This is a genomic window from Aeribacillus sp. FSL K6-2833 (assembly GCF_037965815.1).
GTDB lineage: Bacteria > Bacillota > Bacilli > Bacillales > Aeribacillaceae > Aeribacillus > Aeribacillus composti.
In genome coordinates this window covers 678,298-698,663 of record NZ_CP150189.1, presented here as the reverse complement: position 1 = coordinate 698,663, position 20,366 = coordinate 678,298, and the positions used below count along the sequence as shown (strand labels likewise).

The 20,366-nt window shown below is 36.0% G+C and carries 20 protein-coding genes; 6 read left to right on the top strand and 14 right to left on the bottom strand.

The annotated features are described in order from the left end of the window. Window positions 1–266: 266 nt before the first annotated feature. The 13 genes from NSQ94_RS03475 to NSQ94_RS03415 form a co-directional block, all read right to left on the bottom strand. A complete protein-coding gene (locus NSQ94_RS03475) occupies window positions 267–1,358 on the bottom strand; it encodes an SDR family NAD(P)-dependent oxidoreductase (RefSeq protein WP_339230122.1) in 1,092 nt (363 codons plus the stop codon). 35 nt (window positions 1,359–1,393) lie between these two features. Next, window positions 1,394–1,834 carry a MarR family winged helix-turn-helix transcriptional regulator gene (locus tag NSQ94_RS03470; protein WP_063388404.1) on the bottom strand — a complete coding sequence of 147 codons (441 nt, stop codon included), beginning with the start codon at window positions 1,832–1,834 and terminating at the stop codon, window positions 1,394–1,396. A gap of 232 nt (window positions 1,835–2,066) precedes the next feature. Next, window positions 2,067–2,513 carry a GNAT family N-acetyltransferase gene (locus NSQ94_RS03465; protein WP_327848706.1) on the bottom strand — a complete coding sequence of 149 codons (447 nt, stop codon included), beginning with the start codon at window positions 2,511–2,513 and terminating at the stop codon, window positions 2,067–2,069. Between the two features lie 220 nt (window positions 2,514–2,733). After that, window positions 2,734–2,862, bottom strand: coding sequence for a hypothetical protein (locus tag NSQ94_RS03460; RefSeq protein WP_261308733.1), 129 nt, complete (start codon window positions 2,860–2,862; stop codon window positions 2,734–2,736). A 321-nt stretch (window positions 2,863–3,183) separates the two neighbouring features. Beyond that, window positions 3,184–3,897, bottom strand: coding sequence for a FadR/GntR family transcriptional regulator (locus NSQ94_RS03455; RefSeq protein ID WP_063388402.1), 714 nt, complete (start codon window positions 3,895–3,897; stop codon window positions 3,184–3,186). Continuing rightward, window positions 3,890–4,951: an Ldh family oxidoreductase gene (locus NSQ94_RS03450; protein WP_130157224.1), complete on the bottom strand. Its 1,062-nt coding sequence runs from the start codon at window positions 4,949–4,951 to the stop codon at window positions 3,890–3,892. The genes NSQ94_RS03455 and NSQ94_RS03450 overlap by 8 nt, the downstream gene beginning before the upstream one ends. A gap of 14 nt (window positions 4,952–4,965) precedes the next feature. Next, window positions 4,966–5,922 carry a hydroxyacid dehydrogenase gene (locus tag NSQ94_RS03445; RefSeq protein ID WP_327848807.1) on the bottom strand — a complete coding sequence of 319 codons (957 nt, stop codon included), beginning with the start codon at window positions 5,920–5,922 and terminating at the stop codon, window positions 4,966–4,968. A gap of 13 nt (window positions 5,923–5,935) precedes the next feature. After that, window positions 5,936–7,090 (bottom strand): UxaA family hydrolase, encoded by a 1,155-nt coding sequence (locus tag NSQ94_RS03440; protein ID WP_130157222.1) that lies wholly within the window; start codon window positions 7,088–7,090, stop codon window positions 5,936–5,938. Next, window positions 7,080–7,373, bottom strand: coding sequence for a UxaA family hydrolase (locus NSQ94_RS03435; protein WP_242513790.1), 294 nt, complete (start codon window positions 7,371–7,373; stop codon window positions 7,080–7,082). The genes NSQ94_RS03440 and NSQ94_RS03435 overlap by 11 nt, the downstream gene beginning before the upstream one ends. A 373-nt stretch (window positions 7,374–7,746) precedes the next feature. Then, entirely contained in the window at window positions 7,747–8,841 is a 1,095-nt protein-coding gene (locus tag NSQ94_RS03430) for a hypothetical protein (protein ID WP_063388397.1), read from the bottom strand. Between the two features lie 20 nt (window positions 8,842–8,861). After that, window positions 8,862–9,824 (bottom strand): ATP-grasp domain-containing protein, encoded by a 963-nt coding sequence (locus NSQ94_RS03425; protein WP_063388396.1) that lies wholly within the window; start codon window positions 9,822–9,824, stop codon window positions 8,862–8,864. 90 nt (window positions 9,825–9,914) lie between these two features. Further along, window positions 9,915–10,118: a hypothetical protein gene (locus NSQ94_RS03420; RefSeq protein ID WP_063388395.1), complete on the bottom strand. Its 204-nt coding sequence runs from the start codon at window positions 10,116–10,118 to the stop codon at window positions 9,915–9,917. 339 nt (window positions 10,119–10,457) lie between these two features. Then, the gene (locus NSQ94_RS03415; RefSeq protein WP_063388394.1) at window positions 10,458–11,063 is read right to left on the bottom strand and encodes a response regulator transcription factor; all 606 of its coding nucleotides are present in this window, start codon (window positions 11,061–11,063) and stop codon (window positions 10,458–10,460) included. Window positions 11,064–11,919: 856 nt separating this feature from the next. On the opposite strand from NSQ94_RS03415, the gene NSQ94_RS03410 reads away from it, so the two are divergent. From NSQ94_RS03410 to NSQ94_RS03390, 5 genes are all read left to right on the top strand, one after another. Then, on the top strand, window positions 11,920–12,600 hold the full coding sequence (locus NSQ94_RS03410; RefSeq protein WP_094244515.1) for a YIP1 family protein: 681 nt from the start codon (window positions 11,920–11,922) through the stop codon (window positions 12,598–12,600). A 16-nt stretch (window positions 12,601–12,616) separates the two neighbouring features. Further along, complete coding sequence (locus NSQ94_RS03405; RefSeq protein ID WP_063388392.1) at window positions 12,617–12,802, top strand: hypothetical protein; 186 nt, start codon at window positions 12,617–12,619, stop codon at window positions 12,800–12,802. A gap of 83 nt (window positions 12,803–12,885) precedes the next feature. Next, complete coding sequence (locus NSQ94_RS03400) at window positions 12,886–13,401, top strand: stage II sporulation protein M (protein ID WP_066248075.1); 516 nt, start codon at window positions 12,886–12,888, stop codon at window positions 13,399–13,401. Between the two features lie 15 nt (window positions 13,402–13,416). Continuing rightward, a complete protein-coding gene (locus NSQ94_RS03395) occupies window positions 13,417–15,153 on the top strand; it encodes a hypothetical protein (RefSeq protein WP_327848809.1) in 1,737 nt (578 codons plus the stop codon). Between the two features lie 13 nt (window positions 15,154–15,166). Then, window positions 15,167–15,898: an ABC transporter ATP-binding protein gene (locus tag NSQ94_RS03390; RefSeq protein WP_063387816.1), complete on the top strand. Its 732-nt coding sequence runs from the start codon at window positions 15,167–15,169 to the stop codon at window positions 15,896–15,898. Between the two features lie 592 nt (window positions 15,899–16,490). On the opposite strand, the gene NSQ94_RS03385 is transcribed toward NSQ94_RS03390, so the two are convergent. Continuing rightward, window positions 16,491–17,645 (bottom strand): MFS transporter, encoded by a 1,155-nt coding sequence (locus tag NSQ94_RS03385; RefSeq protein ID WP_339230119.1) that lies wholly within the window; start codon window positions 17,643–17,645, stop codon window positions 16,491–16,493. Between the two features lie 1,067 nt (window positions 17,646–18,712). Between NSQ94_RS03385 and NSQ94_RS03380 the strand changes: the two genes are divergently transcribed. After that, on the top strand, window positions 18,713–20,353 hold the full coding sequence (locus tag NSQ94_RS03380) for an AAA family ATPase (protein WP_130157217.1): 1,641 nt from the start codon (window positions 18,713–18,715) through the stop codon (window positions 20,351–20,353). Window positions 20,354–20,366: the final 13 nt, after the last annotated feature.

Here is a 20,366-nt window from a genome sequence, read left to right as displayed (position 1 = left end):
AAGCTAGACAAACTGTTCCAAATAAAACAACATATAAGAAGGCCGATTACTAAAATCATTCGTATTTAGTACAGCAAAAATTAAAGCTGTAAAAGTGAGAGCCAGCAAAAAATACAAACTATATTTACCCAATAATTTTGAAATGAATCCTATTCCAACAACTAACAATAAGAATATGCCAATCTGGCAAAAAAAAAAAAAAAATTCCAAGCTCCTCACTTCTCGCATAAAGTTTAGAATTCCAGCTGATGGCACTTTTCTAATCTTTAAATTGTTTTTCTTTTACAGGAAAACCAAGTGCACGGATTAAGATATTTTTTGTACTTGGCAGCGACTTCCCGACCTGCGATTGCCAGCCCGGCCCACCAAACGATTTCGCCAATTGCAATCAGCGCCGGAACAGCCGCCGCTTTTTGAGTAAGAGTGAGCGGAAGCAATGGGACAACGGCGGCTAGTCCATACAAAATAAACGAGGCGATAATAAGAATGACAGCAATCTTGCGGAGATAGCCTCTTTTATGCCTACTCGGCTTTTGCTGTCCGCCATCCTCTGTCCTGTAAAAAAATTGTTGAAGCATTTTTCCATATTTTCTCATCATGATAGCATCAGCCAGCTTCGGTGATATGGAGTTAACCTTGGCAAAAAGGATCGTGGACATCCCTCCCATAATTCGTACTGTCTTCTTTTTTTCAATTGTTTTAAGCAAATCCTCTGCCACTTTTTCAACAGGCATAATGGAAACACCCATTTTCCTCCAAAGCGGATGAAATGGTCTTTCAGCTTCAGTATCTGCAGGACTTGGCGAAAAAAAGGCAACCCTTGCTTGACTGCCTTCCAACTCCAATTCACGGTTTACAGCTTCAATAAATGTGAACAGCCCTGCACGTGATGCAGCATCGACACTATAATAAGGAAAAGCCAAGCGGCCATCTGCAAATCCCCCGATATGCACAATCGTGCTGCCTTTTTGTTCTCTCATATGCGGCAGGAATGCCTTCGTTATAAGAATCGCTCCTAAAAGATTGATATCAAGCGTGTTCTTCGCTTCTTCATAACTATGCTCAGCTAAAGACTTTCTCACGTCATAACCCGAAGCATTGACGACAATATCAATATGGGCCGACCACCTTTTTACAATATCTTTCAGTTCTTCAATCGATTGTAAATCAGTAATGTCAAAAACGGCTGTTGTTATATCTCCAGTTATTTGCTCTGCTGTCTTTTTAACCTTTTCTTCATTCCTTCCAACTAAAAGAAGCCTTGCACCTTTATCGGCAAAAGCTTTTGCAAAGCTTGAACCTAATCCCCCTGAAGCGCCTATGACAATAACGGATTTACCCTCAAAACTCCTTTTCATGAACAGCTCCTCCATGTAAGAATGTATATGATGCATTAGCGATCTGTTTTTTGCAAATAACGAACGATTTCTGCCAATAAAGTTTCCAGAAATTCATATTTATGATCGCTTCCTAAACACTCTTTTATTTGCAAGTCAATTTTCTTGTAGAGCTTTTCATCACCTTCGACAATGTTCTTTCCTTTTTCTGTAACACTTACATAATAAACTCGTTTGTCCTCCTGCGATTGTATTTTTTCTATAAGGCCCATTTTTGACAGCTTTCTAATCATCGCTGAAACAGCCGGCTTCGTGAGGTTCAAAGCTTCTGCCACCTGAGAAAAATTAGGTTTCCCCATATAGTAAATAGTCGTTAAATAATAGTAGTCATTGCTGCTGAATTTTTTAATCTCTGCCTCCGTCAAATGCATATGTAAATTTTTAATCGATTCCCTCCACAAATAATTTGCAATAAACGCAATGCTGTCTTTAACCATAAAATCCCCCAATAAATAGTTAAATATATTTAATTAAATATATTTAACTATTTACCATTATTTTTTGTCAATCACAAAAAAATTTCCCCAAACATAAGCGTGGGGAATAGCACTTGTCGTTTCTCGTTTTAAAACATTATCTCATTCGGTTTCATATGCGCACAGTGATTGCATGATTCTTTGGCGGAGACCGAAAATTGGCTGGATAAAATTTCAGCTAGGAAAAAACTGTCTAAAACAAATTTTTTTTCATCACAATTCGATTGTTATTCACAGCATAACCATTTTTTCTGTAGAAGCTTTCTGCGAGTCCTCCAGTGGATGTTAAGAGGTAAATGCTTTTAACTTGTTTCTTTTGTAAATCTTTCTCTAAATATTGGAGAAGCTTGGAGCCATAGCCTTTACCTTGAATTTCATGATTGATGCATAATTCCGCTAAATAAAAAGTTGTTCCTTGATATGTTTTCTTGCTGTTCCCTGCTATAAAACCAATGGGAGTTCCATCGATTTCCCAAAAAAATCCTGTAAATTTCGGAGTATGCAGCAAATCTGTAAGCCTTTCTTTAGCCGTTTCATATGTCCAGCTTTCATTCCAAGGGTCACGATTAAAAACTTTCATATATAGTTCAATACATTGTTCCAAATGTTTTGCCGTCATTGGTGCAATTGTTTCTGCCACAAAAATTTCCCCCTATAGTAAATAGCTGGGGAGTGCATCCTGACTCCCGTCTGTTCGAAAACACTCCCCATTAAACTATTCGATTTGGTGTTGCCAGCACAGAAAACTTTCTCTGTTGTTTTTGCTTACCATTTTCTATCTATTTTAAATCTTAAAATCATTTTAATAGAAAATGGCCTTCATGTCATTTGCGGATTCTAGTCTTTTCGGCTAATTTTGTTTATGCTTCCGTTTCATTTTGTACATCTTTCGTAAAATCTTCAGAATTTAAATAGCCTGGTTCTAGGATAAGTTCCTCATCATCATAAAAAAATCCAGCGAACGGATACCGCTGACGGACTGGCTGCACAGCCTATGCTCATAATTAAGAAGCTTAATAAATGAAGGTGAGGCGAATTTTTCCTGCTGGCAGCTCTGCCTTTTTCCTTTCAAAACACAGCCAATTCCAAATAAAATAGCACAAGAAGAATCTCAATGAATCTCGGAAAAAATGGCGCCTGACAATATATTTTTGCTATAAAAATCAGGGAAATGGCAAGCGTCGGCGCTAAGGCACATCAGTTCCATATATAAGGGTGATAGAGTTTTGCTCTCATTTACCGATAAGAGGCCGAACAATACAGCGGTGAACCCGTCGATTTTTTCTCGGAATAAACTTAAATGTCATATGTTAGCCGTTATCCCTCTTTGCGTTTTCTAAAGTCTGCTCGACACTTTGCAAATGCTTCTCCATACTTTTCCTTGACCTAATTATGTCGCGTTTTTTGATCATTTCGACAATTTCTAAGTGCTCCAGCCACGAATGGTGCATCCGATCAGGTATTTTAGATGTCTCCACCCTGATATTGTTAAAAAGGCTAGTGAGACTGTTCATTATCCGATAAGCAATTGCGTTCTTGGAAAGCTCCGCAATTCTAATATGAAATTTGTGATCTCGTTCAGACAATATCTTTTCATTCACTTTATTTTCGCTGATTAATTGTACAGTCTCTTTCACAAACTGATACAAAACGTCAATTTCCGAATCGGATGCCCGTTCAACAGTCCATACTACCGCTTGCGTTTCAATGAGCATTCTTATTTCAAATAAATCTGCAAATTGGTCGCTTTTGACAAAGTAATGATTGGCTAATTGAGCTAAATTATTCGTCCCATCCGCTACAAAAACGCCATTCCCCTGTTTAATTTCAATAAATCCGAGCGTAGAGAGAACTTTGTAAGCTTCCCTTATTGTATTTCGACTCACATTTAATTTAAGAGAAAGCTCTCTTTCTGACGGCAGCTTTTCCCCGGGTTTCAACTTATTTTCTTGAATAAGTGATTTCAATTCTTCAACAATCTTATTCGGAACAGTGGAACGATCAAAACGAATATTTTCAAACATAATGATCACCTGTGGTAGGAAATTCCAAATGCAACTGATTAGCCAGCTGCACTAAATCCTTTTCAACTTCCTGAGATAAATGAATACCACAATGTAATTTATGAATATAAGATTGTTCTCTTCGTTCCCCAGGGTACAAAATTGTATGGACTTCTTCTTTTTTAGGAACAGCTTTCATTTCCAAAAGCATTTTTTGCAGAAGAGAGGTAAATTGATCGACAGGCATAAATTTTTCTATATCGATTAAAATAAAAAAATGCCCTACATTTGCTATTTGGCCGTTATCGTCATATATATTTTCGACATGTGGGCCGTAAGCAGCACCTGTTAATAGCCCTGTTAATATTTCCACTGCCAAAGCCCAGCCATACCCCTTTACTCCTCCTGAAGGAAGAACGGCTCCGTTTAATGCTTCTGCAGGATCTTCCGTATCATTGCCTCTTTGATCGATTGCCCAGCCTTTTGGAATGGCTTTTCCTTCCTTTGCCGCTTCTATAATTTTGCCTCTTGCAACGACGCTTGCAGACATATCGATAATAACATCCGGTCCGTTTTTGACTGGAAAGCCAAATGCTATCGGATTCGTTCCAAAGAAAGCTTTTTTGCCTCCCCAAGGCGGAATCCCAGGCGGAGAATTTGTCATCACAATTGCTGCAAGGTTTTCATCGCAAGCTGCCTTGCAATAATATGATGCACATCCAAAATGGTTGCTTTTTCGAATGGCGATGGCAGCAACTCCCGTTTCTCTTGCTGTTTTGATTCCCTCTTTAATGCCATAATATGATGCAATCTGGCCCAATCCGTTATCTCCATCGACAGTTAAAATGGATAACCCTTTTTTTTGTATTTTTATGGACGGGGTCGGATTAATCCGCCCCTCTTTTAAACGTTTTGAATAGATCGGCAATCTGCTGATTCCGTGGCTTGTGATACCTTCAAGATCTGCCCTTATTAATGAATCTGCTACAACTTCAGCATTCTCTTTTTTAACGTTTTGCTTCACCAAAACATCTTCAACAAATTTTTTTAAAGCTTTCGCATCATAAACAGTCAAACTTCACTCACCCTTTAAAAATCAGATGAAACTAAAAATAGTGATTCTTTTCCCTCAAGTACTTTCATAATTTCATCTGAAATAATGTTAGTGATTCGTTCTTGGGACTCTTCTGTTAATCCAGCAATATGCGGAGTTACAGTAATCTTGCTGCTGTTTAATAGAAAATAGTCTTTTTCGACCGGCTCATTCTCAAGTACATCTAAGTAAGCACCAGCTATTTGCCCGGATTCCACCGCCTTGAATAAGGCGGATTCATCAATAATTCCCCCGCGAGAAGTGTTGATAATAATTGCATTTTTTTTCATTAAGTTAAATTCTTTCGTACTAAGTAAATTTCTTGTTTCATTCGTTAGCGGAACATGAATGCTTACAAAGTCGGACTCTTTTAAGACCTCCGCTAATTCAACCTTTGTAATCCCCGTTTCAGAAAAAGGATAATCGAATTCTCTTATATAAGGATCATAGCCGATCACTTTCATTCCAAATGCAATGGCTCTTTTAGCAAGCCTGTGGCCAATCTCTCCCGTTCCGATTAATCCCAATGTTTTCCCGTATATCTCATTTCCCGTAAATAATTTCCTATTCCAATTTCCTTTTTTAACGTCTTCTCCGGCTTGTATGATAGACCTCGATGCCGTTAAAATAACGGCCATAACATATTCTGCTACTGAAACCGAATTGGCATTTTTGGCGGAGACGATTTTTACATTACGTTGTTTTGCTGCAAGTAAATTTATATTATCAAGTCCGACTCCTAATCTGCCGATTACCTTTAATTTTTTCCCTGCATCCAGTATTTCCTGATCAACAATTGTCTGGTTTCGAACGACTAATGCGTCTGCATCTATTATTTTGTTTATTAATTCCTGTTTATTTCTCCATAAATCCGGATTGTATTCGACCTCCGCTATTTTCCTCATCCTGTTAATCCCGGATTCAGGCATATATTCAGAGATTAGTATTTTCATTACTTTCCTCCGCTCATGCACTGCGATAAAGTTTCGTCAAAACAAATTCTCTATGCCCTAATGTTTCCGCTGCAGTTAAACGTCCGTTTATTGTTCGGATCAAAATATCAAGCAGCAAATCGCCAGCCTGCTGGAGATTATATTCCCGTTTCAATAATCCTGTAACGTCTACATCGATATGCTCTGACATAGTAGAAACTGTAATTGGATTTGCCGAAAGCTTAATAACGGGTACTATTGGATGACCAATTATATTGCCTTGACCGGTAGGAAAGAAATGTACGACTGCCCCTCCAGCTGCCATTAAAGTAATGCATTCAGCTGCTGCAGAGGAGGTATCCATAAAATTCAATCCCGCTTTTACTGGAGCCTCCGCAGGTCCTAAAGCATCAACCACCGGTTTTGTGCCCGTTTTTTCGATATTGCCGAGCGCCTTTTCCTCAATTGTTGTGAGGCCGCCTCTTATATTTCCTTCCGTCGGCTGGCTGCCAAGCAGATCAACACCTTTTGATGCGATTTCTTCAACATAGTTTTGATAAAGGCTTAAAAATTTTTGTTTTACTTCTGGAGTGGCACAACGCTCTGCAATTATATGTTCGCCGCCAGTTAATTCGGAGGTTTCACCGAACAAAACAGTTCCGCCTTCGTCAATTAAACGATCAACTACATTTCCTACCGTAGGGCATGATCCTAACCCGGTTGTCGTATCCGACTCTCCGCATTTAATACTTACTAAAATTTCTGATAATTCCACAGGCTCTCTGCGAATTTCAGAAGCATCCTGCAGAAATTTTTGTGCTGTTCGAGCTGCTTTTTCAATCGTAGACAAATCGCCATAACGTTCAATTGAAAATCCAGCTACCGGCTTGCCTGTTTTTTGTACCTCCTCAACAATTCGATTTGTCCAGTTAGGCTCAATACCAATCACAACAACAGCTGCTACATTTGGATTAGAACAGTTGCCGATAATCGTTTTAAAAAACAAGTCTAAATCCGGCCCATATTGTAATCGCCCGTATGCATGCGGGATCGCTAAAGTACCAGGAACAATTTTAGCAACCGCTTCTGCTGCCGCATTAGAAATGTCATCGACAGGCATGATCACTACATGATTCCGAATACCAACTCTTCCGTTCTCTCTGCGATAACCCCAAATTTTATTCTCCATATTTCCACCTCGCCGTTTTTAAATTATGAGTATGAACATAGCTCCCTTTATAGATTTTTTTTGTAGTTACACCAATCGGTACGCGATATTCAATTACTTTGCTGTTTTCATCCAAATCCACTAAAGCAATCTTATGACCAAGAGGAATAAAATCTCTAGACTTTACTGAAACAACTGAATCGTCTTCCAAGATGACCCCTTGGATTTGCTCGCCTGCTTCAATGTCTTCTATTGCGACTCCCACAGAATCGCCGACATTATGTACTAAAAACTTGTGTGACACTATGAACCACCCCTCCATTTCCTTTTTTACAACGCATTTGGTTCAGACATTCAATGGTCCAACCAATTTCTTTAAATTAAATAAAAACAGGCCTTGCACGCCTGAAAATATATTATTTCCAAGCATTGCAAGGCCCTTCAGTTGTCTGATCGAACCTAAATTATTCCTATTGATTTACTGCGGTTTAAAGATTACCATGGATTGAATTTTTTGTCAATATTTTTTCAAAAAAAATCAATTAAATTATGTTCAAGATTGGCTCCGTTCCGGGAATAATCATTCAAAAATTCCACTCTTGCAATCTTTTCAACAACTCGAGAGCCGTTTATGGCGAATCATTAAGTTATGATTTTCATAAAATGGCGAAAAATCGTTACCGTTCCAGAGCCCGTTCCGCCTTGCCCAGCCGCCTTATATGCTTGATTCCGATGGAAGTAATGAAAATCAGCTGATAGAAAAGGTTCAGGAATAACAACAACGGCGCAGGCTGTAAAAAGAATAAAAGAACGTCTTCAAACGGCCTTGTGAATATGATAGCTGACCACAAAAAAATGAAATACGTATATAAAATCCAAATAAAGATATGAAAGGCAATCCGCACAAAAGCATAGAAGGAAAGCAAATTAATTTTCAATTTCTTTAGTTGATCTATTGCATTTTTCCACAAATTCGGCTGATTCAATAGATCAACGATCATCCAGTAGCCGTCTCCAGGAAGCAGCGGGAAAATCGCAAACAGCATTCTAAACATATGAACAATAAGAAAGGACCAAATCCATGGTGAAAGCTGTGCAAAGCATAAGCCGATCACTGATGTTAATCCGCATACAATCAAATCTGCCGTAAAGCCCGCGATGTTGATCCGCATGCGCTGCCATTTTGATAGCTTCCAAGCTTCATTGCAAACAATGCTAAATAACGGGACAGGCCCGGACCATTGAACAGAAATGGAAATGTTCCCTGTACGCGGCATTGTTAATAAGTGCCCAAGCTCATGGATGAGGACTGAAAATGTTAAAACTCCGGCGATGATCCATTGACCTTTTAGATCAGTGACGAGAAAAAATGGAGTGTTGATCATGAACAAAACGGTGCTGATGATCGAAATCAAAACAGCACCTGCGGTAATCCAGTTAAACCATTTACGCTCCAGCCAAGGATTGTAATAGGTTATGAGCGGCTTTTGATCCGGCTCAAAATCAGATTGTTTTTCTTCAATAAGGGAAAAGGCTGCATCCTTATCGATGCCTAACTTTTCAAGAAATAGTAAAATTTCCTTCTCCGATACTTCCATTTTATCTGCAATAGAAGATATAGGCTCTTTGTTTGCCAACTGCTCCAACAATTTTTTTGAATAGTTATCTATTTGCAATAAAAGTCCATCCGGTCGTTCAATCCAGTACCGATCTTCTTTTATCTTTCCTATTTTGTATACTAACGGTTTTTGAAATGACTGTGAGTAATTCACAAATACTCCCTCTCCAAACGTCAGTTTCTCACTTTCAGTTTATTTTCCTCTTTAAGAATGGCTTGTTTGATCAAGTATGAAGCCAGCTGGGAAACAATTGAAACAGGGGCAACCCGATCGAATCCTTCGAACATTGGGCTTGGATTACATTCAATGCATATAACAGAACCGTCTGGACGTAGTTTTAAATCAATTCCGCTGAAAATAAGCCCTAATGTTTCGCATGCCTCTATACATAACTGAGCGATCTCTGGCGTTATCTCAAAGGGTTTGACTTGATGGGCGCCTTCACGATAATCAATTCCTTCTCCCTCAATGATAAATGATGCGATGACTTTTCCGTCCAGGACAAATACACGTACATCCTGGCCTTGTATGTATTCTTGGAATTGCACCGGTGCTGTGCTCAATGCTTCTAATCTTTCAGGTTTTTTATCTTCCTCTGTCAATAGACGGCACAATGCTCCTCCAGCAACGGGTTTATAGATGACATCGCAGTTATGGCTGAATTCCAAAACTTTTTCCGGATTGCTGGTTACTAACGTTTTAGGAACGGGAATACCTGCTCTTCTTAGACACTCAAGGTGATAAGGCTTTGCAAAATGAATGAGCAGTGTATCAACAGGATTGACGATGAGTCTGCCGAAGTAAGAGGAAGATTTTAACCAAGACAGCCAAGCAGCATATCTCTCCCGCTCCGCCGCATATGCCAAAAATCCATTCTCCTTGATTTGTTCCTTTATTTGAGAAGTATCGAATGCAGGAGTAGGAACAAATAATGCTCTCAAAAAGTAAACGTTCGTTTCCGATAAATCACGGTTTTCATAATGGCTGTCTTCACCGCCAAAGCTTAAGGGGTAGGGGACATCCGGCGAATTATCTAAAATGAATGCTTGGGCGCCTTGTCGAACCAATTCCTTTTGTAAATAAAGACAATGCCTTTCAAATTGTGAACCGATAATACCAACAGATACTTCCGCCATTTCGCACCTCCGATGAAATAAATGAGAATTTTCCGAATTTTAGCGCCCCAGAAAACATTCTCTGGGGCGCTTGTCCAACTTTTGCAAAACCTATTTTATAAAACCGCCTTCTTCGCCAAGTGCATATGTGGTAACAATTGGTCCGCCTTCTTCCCCGATAGCTTGAGTTGTATATCCTCCTTCTTCGCCTAAAGCTAACGTTGTGGCATATCCCGGATCCACAATAGGGCTCACAAATAACGGAGAGCTAGATTGCCTTACTTCCAATTCTTCAATAAACAATTTCTTTTTCATTTTTGATTCCTCCTATTCAAAATATTAAAAAAATTTTCTGTTTAAAAATAACATATTTACCTTTATCTTCCTATAGATAAAATGTCCTATTCTGAATAGTGCTTAAGAATGAAATTGAGAGAACAAATAGGTCTTTTTGCTAAATCCTCCACCTAGAAAAGTCAAGTTTATACATTTCGGCTTTAAAAAATAAGAGAATCACTATGTTTGATAGACACTCTCACACACGGTACAGCGGTTTTGTTGTTTAAAGCGCAATTGAGTTCAGACACAATATCTATGTCTTGAATACCTACATGCTGGAATGTAGGCTTCCGATTTGGACAAAATATATCGATTTTAAATAGTTTTTAATAGTCCTAGTTTTATTCCTTTTACCACTGCACCAACTCTTGAGTACACATTCAGCTTTTTAATAATTGATGAAACATGGTGTTCGACCGTTCTTCTGCTTACCATCAAAATATCACTGATCTCTGCGTTCGTTTTATCTTCAGAAATCAGCTTTAAAATTTCTAACTCAGTTTTGGTTAAATAGTGATTCTGATATTCTATTTTTTTTCTAGGAATGATATTGTTGCCCAAAAAACTTTGTCTGATCGCATTTGCAAGTTCTGTAGCAGAGTTTTCCTTCGTAATGAACGCATAAGCACCGGCATGATAAGATGCGTCAATATATTCATCATCGTTATAAGCTGATAATATGACAATCTTCAGATTCGGATAGCTTTCGATTAATTTCTTTGTCAACTCAATTCCATTGTAGCCTTTCATTCTTATGTCCATTACCACAACATCCGGATGATTTTTTGATATTGCTGCATTGATGCCGGCAGGGTCGCAAATGGTATTTACAACTTCAAGATCTGATTCGTGTTCTAATAATTGTTTGATTCCTAACAAGACTAGTAAGTGATCATCTACCAGTAGTACTTTAATTTTCATTTCAATCATCCTAATCTCGGCAAAGTTATCAGGAAGTTACAATGCCCAGTTCTGACTGCATTTAAGCGTAGCCATCTTCTTCGAAGATTTTAGATCGTCACTCACTCTAATTGATTTCTCGGAAAACTCAATATAAACCCTTTTATTTTTAAAGCATTTTATAAGTCTAAAAAACATTGAAGAGAACAGATGTGAGAATAATTTACAAAATTTCCATTAAAAGAATTTCAATTAGAACAGAATGTATTTAGACTAGCTTCACTAAAATCAGATGAAAAAATTAGCGATTATAGACTAAAAGCGTATACACATCTCGAAAAAAATAATCTTCGTTTCCAAATCATTTTCCTCTAAAGGCGCAACAGTTTAAAGATGCCTTTTTTAAAGCTTAGAGCTAAACAAGTGTTTTTCCAAAAACTCATTTACTTTTCCGTTAACTGTCCGTCTGTTTTTCATATATACACAAGTGAGAGAACACATCCAAATCCAATCTTTTCTTTCGCGAATGCAAAGTTCAGTGAATCCTATCGATTCTCGCTTTTTATCCCTCCTTCAACTAGTATTTATAGTAAAAATTTTACACTAAATGACAGTTTTTTTCATTGTTTTTTCTAAAAATAGGTATTTTCCACATCATTTTTTGTGGAAAATACCGATGTTTTTTTAGAAGATTTGTAATATATTTTGAATTAAGAAGAATAAATTGTAAATTCTACCAAAAATATATCAATTCTTCTCTTCTCTCTAAAACTTTAAACAACAAGCAGGAGCATTGTGATCATATGAAATATTGACATTGTTTTTTAGCAAATAAATATCTAAAACTCATTAAATTATGTAAGCAGGTGATTTGATAATGCGTCTTGAAGAGCAAGAGCAATTGGTAAGAAACCCTAGTCATGTTTTTATCAAAAGGATATTTTATCCATTTAAAATCATTTATTCGCCACAAAAAACTTTATTGAACATACATAATGAAAAAAAACTAGGAATACTAGCTACTTTGACATTAGTTATATTGTTTGCCGCAATAAGTATTGTTATAAGTCAAAATTTATTGGAATCCGAATATATAGCAGATCTTTTAGGAAACAATCCATCACAATCGTTTAAAAATGCTCTTACTATTTTTGCTGCAATTATGCAAGTCTTCTTATTTTTCGTTAATATTCTTTTACTTACAGCCTTAATAAAAATAGTTCTCTCCATCGTAAAATTGAAAGTAAAATTCAGGGAATTATTGAGATTTGTCATCATCGCTCAATCCCCTGTTGTTTTGGGGCTCGGTATAAAATACGTGTTATCTGATCCGTCTCAATATCATATTCCTGTCACCAGCTTGGCCTACCTATTTTCAGGATTAAACATGAATCAATTTGTGCAAATATTTTTATCGAAAATTGAATTATTTAATTTGTGGTCATTATTTCTAATTTGTTTAAGCTTAACAATTGTTACAAAGCAGTCTTTAACAAAGATAGTTTCCATATTATTTCCAGTAACAATTATATTTAACACACTAATTGAACTTATTTGAAAGGAGGTGAATTATAATGTTGGAACTTGATCTTTTAGTTGCTTATGGCATTAATGAAACTACTGCAAATACTATTGCTGCATTTTTGGACGCCGGTTTAGGAATAGCTTCATTCTTGACATTGATAACCGGAGCAGGTCTCACATTAAAAGCCTTGCAGATAGCTCTAAGAGCCGGAGGCAAAAAAGCTGTAGTAGCATAATGTTTTTAGGATAGGATAGAGAGCCGTTAGTCTTTCTCTATCCTACCTTCTATTTAACTTAAGAAAAAGTTAGCGAGTGAGTGATGTTGAACTATTTTTCCCGTCTACGAAACACTTTTATCCTTTCTGCCATTGTATTTGGCATAGGTTTAATTATTGGGGTCATGATAATTTTTTCGACTTCGCCTCAAATGGAGGAGGCAGCTGAGCTCCAAAGAACTTATAAAGCTGGCTGGTACTCAGTGTATTCTATTTTTTTAAATAATATACTTGTTTGTCTAGTTTTAATGCTGGGTTTATTTACATTTGGGATTCCTACGTTTATTTATTTACTCTTTAATGGCATATCTATCGGAGCAGGTCTAACTCATCTTATTTTATCTGATCAACCTTTATTAAATATATTTTTAAAGGTTATACCTCATGGAATATTTGAAATCCCCTTTTTTTTATTAGCAGGAGCTATCGGCTTTTTAGGATTTACATTTTATTTTAATAGAAAATATGGGTTGAAATTTTTATTAAAACATGTCGTAATGGTAATTATAGGAATCCTTCTAGCTTCCATTGTAGAGGGATTGATTACATTAAATTTATGAAAGTCGGGAGTCAAAATGAGAGCAGCATGGATTAAATGGAAGATTTATATAAGATGGAAAAATCAATGGGGTAAATTTTTAAATAGAAGAGGGTATTCAGGATATATATTTGCGATCACAGCTTTTTTTCTTGATGTCATAGAGGCTATTTTTTATTTTTTTTCTGCATATGCTCTATTAAAACTGGTAATTATGAATGAATTTTTACATACAGCAACGACAGGTGCGCCATTTTTGGACTTTTTATTGCAAAAAATTTCCCAAATTAACAACAATGTTTATATTCTCTGGCAGTTTTATTTTGTATATGTAATAGTTTTCTCTGTTATTGCTGGCATAAAAGCTTCCAAGTGGAATTTAAGCTCAATGGACAAGGAGTGGCTTCTGTCACATTTTAAATTGAGTTTAAGTAAAGCCAACTCTATGGTTATTTTCGAAACAATCTGCTGGAACATAAGAAGTTTCATCATACATATTTTAACATTGCTTTTTAGCTTATCATACGCAATCGGTTTAAACATATCTATGGTAATTGGATTAACACTGCTCAGCTTTTCTTTATATTTGTTTGTCAGCATTGCTGTCTCTTTTTCGCACACATTTTATGTATACAAGTTTATAATAGAAAAACCTTTCGTAAACAAAGTAGCCAAAATTGTCATATCAAGAATGATCATATTTTCTATAGGCTATTTTTTCGCTGCAAAGTTTACAGGATGGCTTATTGATATTCCCTTTATTAAAGAAAATCCCACATCCGAGTCATTTGAAAAATGGTCTAACAAAGGTTGGGAAATTCTGTTTGACAGTGTAACGACGATCAAAATCAATTTAAGCTTTTTTGATATTTTCACTGCTAATTCTCTATATACATATATTGGCACGATATTGATGTGTATGTTTACTATGGTATTTTACTTGTTATTTATCATTCTTTTTAAAGAAAACCCCAACAGGCGATCAGCGGAGTATTTTGATCGGCTGCCTTCCCCGTTATTAAAAGTGCCGTTTTTAAAGAAAAAAGCTTTTACGATTCTTTTATTTATTAGATCGAGCTTTTTTCAAAAGAGGCTTCCGTATATGTTTGGCGATTTCGTTTATTGGTTTTCTGTTGGCATATTTAGCGGATTGCTCGCCAATTTAGATGATGAGTACAAAGTGCAGCAATTAGTATTTTCATTTTTTATTTTGTACCATATTTATTTTTTGGCGGAACGTCATTATCAGCATTTCATAGGGGGAATGGCCTTAGAAAGTGATGGCACCAATGTCTTAATTTATTTAAATGCTGGAAAAAATCTTTGGTATGTATTTAAACAAAAGTTTTTTGTTTACATCATCACGTTAATTCCTTTAATCATAATAGGTGATTTCATTGTTTATATACTCACTCCCATTTCATTAACTACTATTATATGGTTGCTCTCAATGCAAATTTTAGCTTTAAATGCTTTTGGCGCTTTAAATTATATTTCCAGCGCCTTCTATCCTCATTTTGAATTTCGAAACGCTGAAGAATTGAATGAATTTGGCGATAAAAAAATGGTCGATTCTATCTTAGATGCAATGTCTTTATTTATCATACTTCCTAGTATGACAATCCCCATGGTTTTATTTATCATGGGTTATTTAACAAAATCACAATATTTGTTCATCAATCCTATTTTTCTTGCTATTTATCTATTCGGAATGCTCTTTATATCACTTTTATTAGTAAAAAGAAAGCTAAATAAAAAACAATTTATTTATTAGGAGTGAAAATCCAGTGGGAGCAGCATCTTCTGATTATTTATTGAAAGTCCATAATCTGACCAAAATTGAAAATGGGAAAAAAATATTAGATCAAGCAACGTTTGAAATTGCTGAAAATAAAATTGTCGGATTTCTCGGACCAAATGGAGCGGGGAAAACCACAACCTTTAGAATTTTATCTGAATTGACCGGCTACGATGATGGAGAAATTTACGTCAATGGTGTAAAACTGTCAGATCTGGATCGAAAAGAAATCATGTTACTTCCTGATGCCCCATTATTATTTTCCGTGCTGACCGGAAAAGAATATTTAAAATTCATGAGCGAGTTATTAAATTTTGATATAGACAGTCCGGAAATTAAAGAAATGCTCCAGTTATTGGGATTATTAAATTCCTTAAATAAGCAAATTTTCAATTATTCGCTTGGGATGAAAAAGAAACTCAATCTTATTCCATTATTAATGAAAAAACCGAAGCTGCTTTTGCTAGATGAGTATTTATCAGGAATTGACCCTGTCAGTATGAAAGATATTAAAAACATCTTAATTCAATACGCACAAAATGGATGCAGTATTTTTATGTCTACACACCAACTAGAGGTTTGTGAAAGATATTGTGATTCAATTATTTTAATTTCCAATGGGAAAATATTAAAAAATAATATATCTATTTCCGAGATCAAAGAGACAGCTAGCAGTCTTGAGGAATATTATTTAAATGTATTTTCAACTGAGGAAGGATGAGGAATGTGTTCAAATATATTGGGGATATACTTCTCTTTATACTTTTTGCATTTGCCTTTTATTACGCAATTAAGGGATGGAAAGAAAACCGAAGCGAAAGTATATGGTATCTCATATTTAGTTTATTTATTTTGGGAGGAATCATCGTTAGATTTATATTTTAAATCGCTACCATTGCAAATAAATCCGATGATTCCACCACACTAACAATGTTCAAAAATGATAAAGTACATAACCCTTGGAAAAGGTGGTTCCTATTCGAAAAGTTACACTTAATCGAACAATAAAATGAAGTTCTTATCAAGTTAAGAAAACCATGGGGAAAAATCTTTCATGCACCACCGATCAAACGAAAAACTTTACGTTGAGTGGTTTGAATTAGCTAACTGTCTTCCTAGCAAAAAAAGCATACATAGTGGCTCAAAATCAAATCGCAGTATGTTCCCGTCTGCTTCACCTTAATTCATTAAGGAGACGATACAAGTCAAGTTTCAATGACTTTCGGGACAATCCCATTGTGGAAAAAGAATCCTTATTTTAGTCATAAATATTCACTATGATTCGGCAAGGAAATAATACTGTTTTGTTCATATCATAATTCAGAAACTTTCAATCTCCCTGGGGTTCTTCCTGCGAGAAATAAATTACTTAATAGTGCCAAAATGATTGTTCCAATTGTTAAAAAAACGACACCATGCCATCCGTAATTTTCCCATAAAAGGCCGGGAATCCAACCGCCAAGGCTTCCTCCTAAATAGAAAAACACCAAATATAAAGACGTAGCAGCTCCCCGTGAATCGGCGGTCATATCTGTCACATAAGCTGTTGTTGCTGATTGAGAAGCAAAATTTCCGAGCGTCAACAATGATGATCCCACAACAAGCGCAGGAATCGTTGGCCAAAGCGTTATGAAAATACCGATTCCGCCAAGAATATGCCCCATACTCATTGTCCAACGCCGGCCAATCTTATCAGATATCATGCCGGCTATAGGAGCGGAGAAAATGCCGAACGCATATGTAGCATAAAGCAACGAAATTTGTGTATTGCTTAACTGAAAAGGAGGTTGAGCAACATAAAAAGGAATATATGTGAAAAAGCTAATAAATGCGAAGAATTGCGAAAAACCTATAGTGAATGTACCTATCAGAGCAGGATTTTTAAAATGTATGCCAAAACTTTGTTTCTTCCTTTCTCTTTGATAGTTAGGTTTAGGGAGATATTTCCAAACTAAAAAAGCAACGACCATGGAATACACCGCGATTATTGAAAAAACAGTCCTCCAGGAAAATGTGTCGGCTATCGGTCCAGAAATAACCCGTCCCAGCAATCCGCCCGCCACATTAGCACTTACATATACTCCCATCACTCTTCCACGTTGATTTAGAGGAAATTCTTCAGATACATATGCCATCATCACAGCCAAGATGCCAGGTATGATGAGACCATACATACATCTCCAAAATAAAATTGATGAAAATGATTCACTAATGTAAATCATCATACTCGGAAAAATTAATAATATACTTGCAAAAAGAATAACTTTTTTTCGATCCCATTGGTCCAATAATTGAGCAAATACAAAAGATGACACGGCTAATGAAATAATGGTAATCGAAATAGCTGAGCTTGCCGTTGCTATCGATATATTAAATTCTTGAGTCCACAACGGGAGTAGAGGCTGTGGTGCATAAAGAACAATGAACGCATTTGCTGTAGCTACAAAAATAATGAATAAACGTAACATATAGTGAATACTCCTCCGCTATCTTTTATTGTTGAAGTCATCTTTTTAAATGTTTACTGAGAGCATCGGCCGGTTCATATTCAATAATGCAGCCTATACAATGAATGACATCCTTATATGGAAAACAAATTACCGAGGATGAGAAGAGTTCTTTTCGTTTAACAAAAAAGTAACTCTTTTAAATAATTCGAGATACGAAAGAAATATCCTTCATTTTTTTATCCTCACGCCTCTTTCAATCTATAATCGTTCCAAATATATAGAAAAAAGAACAGCCAACCATATGAATGCGGCTGCACTTTCGAATCCTATTTAATAGAATCTACTTTTTTCGAAAATACAAATTCAGAGTCGCCAACGCCACTTATTCTATAAATCGTATCATTTTCCTCAAGAACAATATTGTCTCAGCCAATTCACTTGAAATAACCGTTACTATCAGAGCCTGTATCAACCAATATCCGATTGTATTTGATAATTGAATTTTGAGCCACTCCGATCTAACTTTGCAACTGGTAAATCTGCATAAATCTTGATGTCAAAAAAGCTTCCTTGTCTTATAATAGGCATAGGGGGTCAACCTTAAGTCGATAGATTGTTTGGCCGCTTACTTATTTCGACATTTTCGGGAGTACTTCTTATTTAGTGCTTAGAAATCTTTGAGTCTGGAGGATTAATATTTATAAAATTCATTCAATTTATTATTTTTAGTATTGTTCAAAATTAATGTAATATTAATGATGAAGAGAAAGGTAAAATTACAATACTAAACTCATACACTTGCTTAAATGCCTTGAACAAGAAACTAATTACAAAGCTTTGATTTATTTAGACTGCTAGCTTTTATCAGTATGGGAAACTTATTTGATATACCCAAAAACGGTTAATTCCAGTAAAAATATCCAAAGTTAAGGTAAAAGAAAGTCATTCCAAAATTATCTAGGTAAGCTACCTTTTATCACGGATTCAGGTATCTATAGGATATATGGGTAAAGATATATTTTAAACATTACAACTGCTTATAAAATTCTTAATAACCCAAAAATCTAAAGGAAGAAGGGAAAGCATTGAATTACTTAGTAAAGCAAAAAAGATTTGTAGCTAATTTGTTTAAAGCTAGATTCCCATTTATATATATTCCAACTTGGGAAGAGCAAAGAGCACTAGCACTTATTAATGACATTGCCTATGATCAACAGTTGATTAAAACAACAAGAAAATTATTTACTTGGAAGATTACGGAAGGGATTGTAGGAGAGGGTATACGCAAAGACGATACGAAGGTTCCTGTAAAAGCATTAGAATTTATTGAAAAGTATGATGAGCCCGCTATTTTTGTACTGCAAGACTTCCATGTTTATTTTGGTGATCAAGGAAGATTACCAGATCTTCTTGTGATAAGAAAACTACGTGACATTGTAATGAGTTTAAAACAAAGTGTTAATCCAAAGAATATTGTATTTTTATCTCCAATTCTTAAATTACCGCAAGATTTGGAGAAAGATATTACAATTGTTGATTTTCCTTTACCAACCTTTACTGAAATGAAGCAACTGCTTGATGAAATGATTGAAGTAAACCGACAAACAGGAAGAATTGAAATTAACTTAAATGAAGAAGAAAAAGAAAAACTCGTAAAAGCATCATTGGGTTTAACACTTTCGGAAGCCGAAAATGCCTTTGCACGGGCAATGGTTGATGATGGAAAATTATCAATCAAGGATGTTGAAGTAATCCTTCAAGAAAAAGAACAAATCATTAAGAAAACAGGGATACTAGAATTTATATCGAGTAATCTTAATATGGATGAAGTCGGTGGATTAGAAAATTTAAAACGTTGGTTGAAAAAAAGAGATAAATCTTGGTTAGAGTCTGCGCAACAATATGGTTTACCAGCTCCAAAGGGTGTGCTCATTACAGGTGTTCCAGGTTGTGGTAAAAGTTTAATAAGTAAAGCGATTAGTGGAATGTGGCAGCTTCCATTACTGCGATTAGATATTGGAAAAGTGTTTAGCGGCATTGTTGGTAGTAGTGAAGAAAATATGAGAAAAGCGATTCAAACAGCTGAAGCCATTGCTCCTTCCATCTTATGGATTGATGAAATCGAAAAAGGATTTAACGGAACTAGTTCATCTGGAGATAGCGGGACAAGTTCTCGTGTTTTTGGACACTTTTTAACTTGGATGCAAGAAAAAGAAAAATCCGTATTTGTAGTTGCCACTGCAAACAATATATCGGCACTTCCTCCTGAAATGTTGCGAAAAGGTCGATTTGATGAAATTTTCTTTGTTGATTTACCAACACATAGAGAACGTATTGAAATCTTCCGAGTTCATTTAAAGAAAAGATTAAATAACCCAAGCGTAAAAGGTAATTTTGAAATTAGTACTGAAAACCTGGAAAAATTGGCTGACATGACGGAGGGGTTTGTAGGAGCAGAGATTGAACAAGTTGTCATAAATGGATTATTTGAGGCATTTTATGAAGAACGAAGTGTTCAATTTAGTGATTTTGAAAAAGTTTCGAAATTAATTGTACCACTTGCGGTGACACAGGCTGAACAAATTAAAGAGATTCGTGAATGGGCTAGTGTTAGAGCGGTTGCGGCTACGCCTAGAGAAGATCGAGCGGAGTATTGCGAATCAAATAGCTCTAACATGGATATGGATATTAAGTCCACTCGTGGCGGTCGTGCGATTGACTTTTAATAGAAGTAGGTGA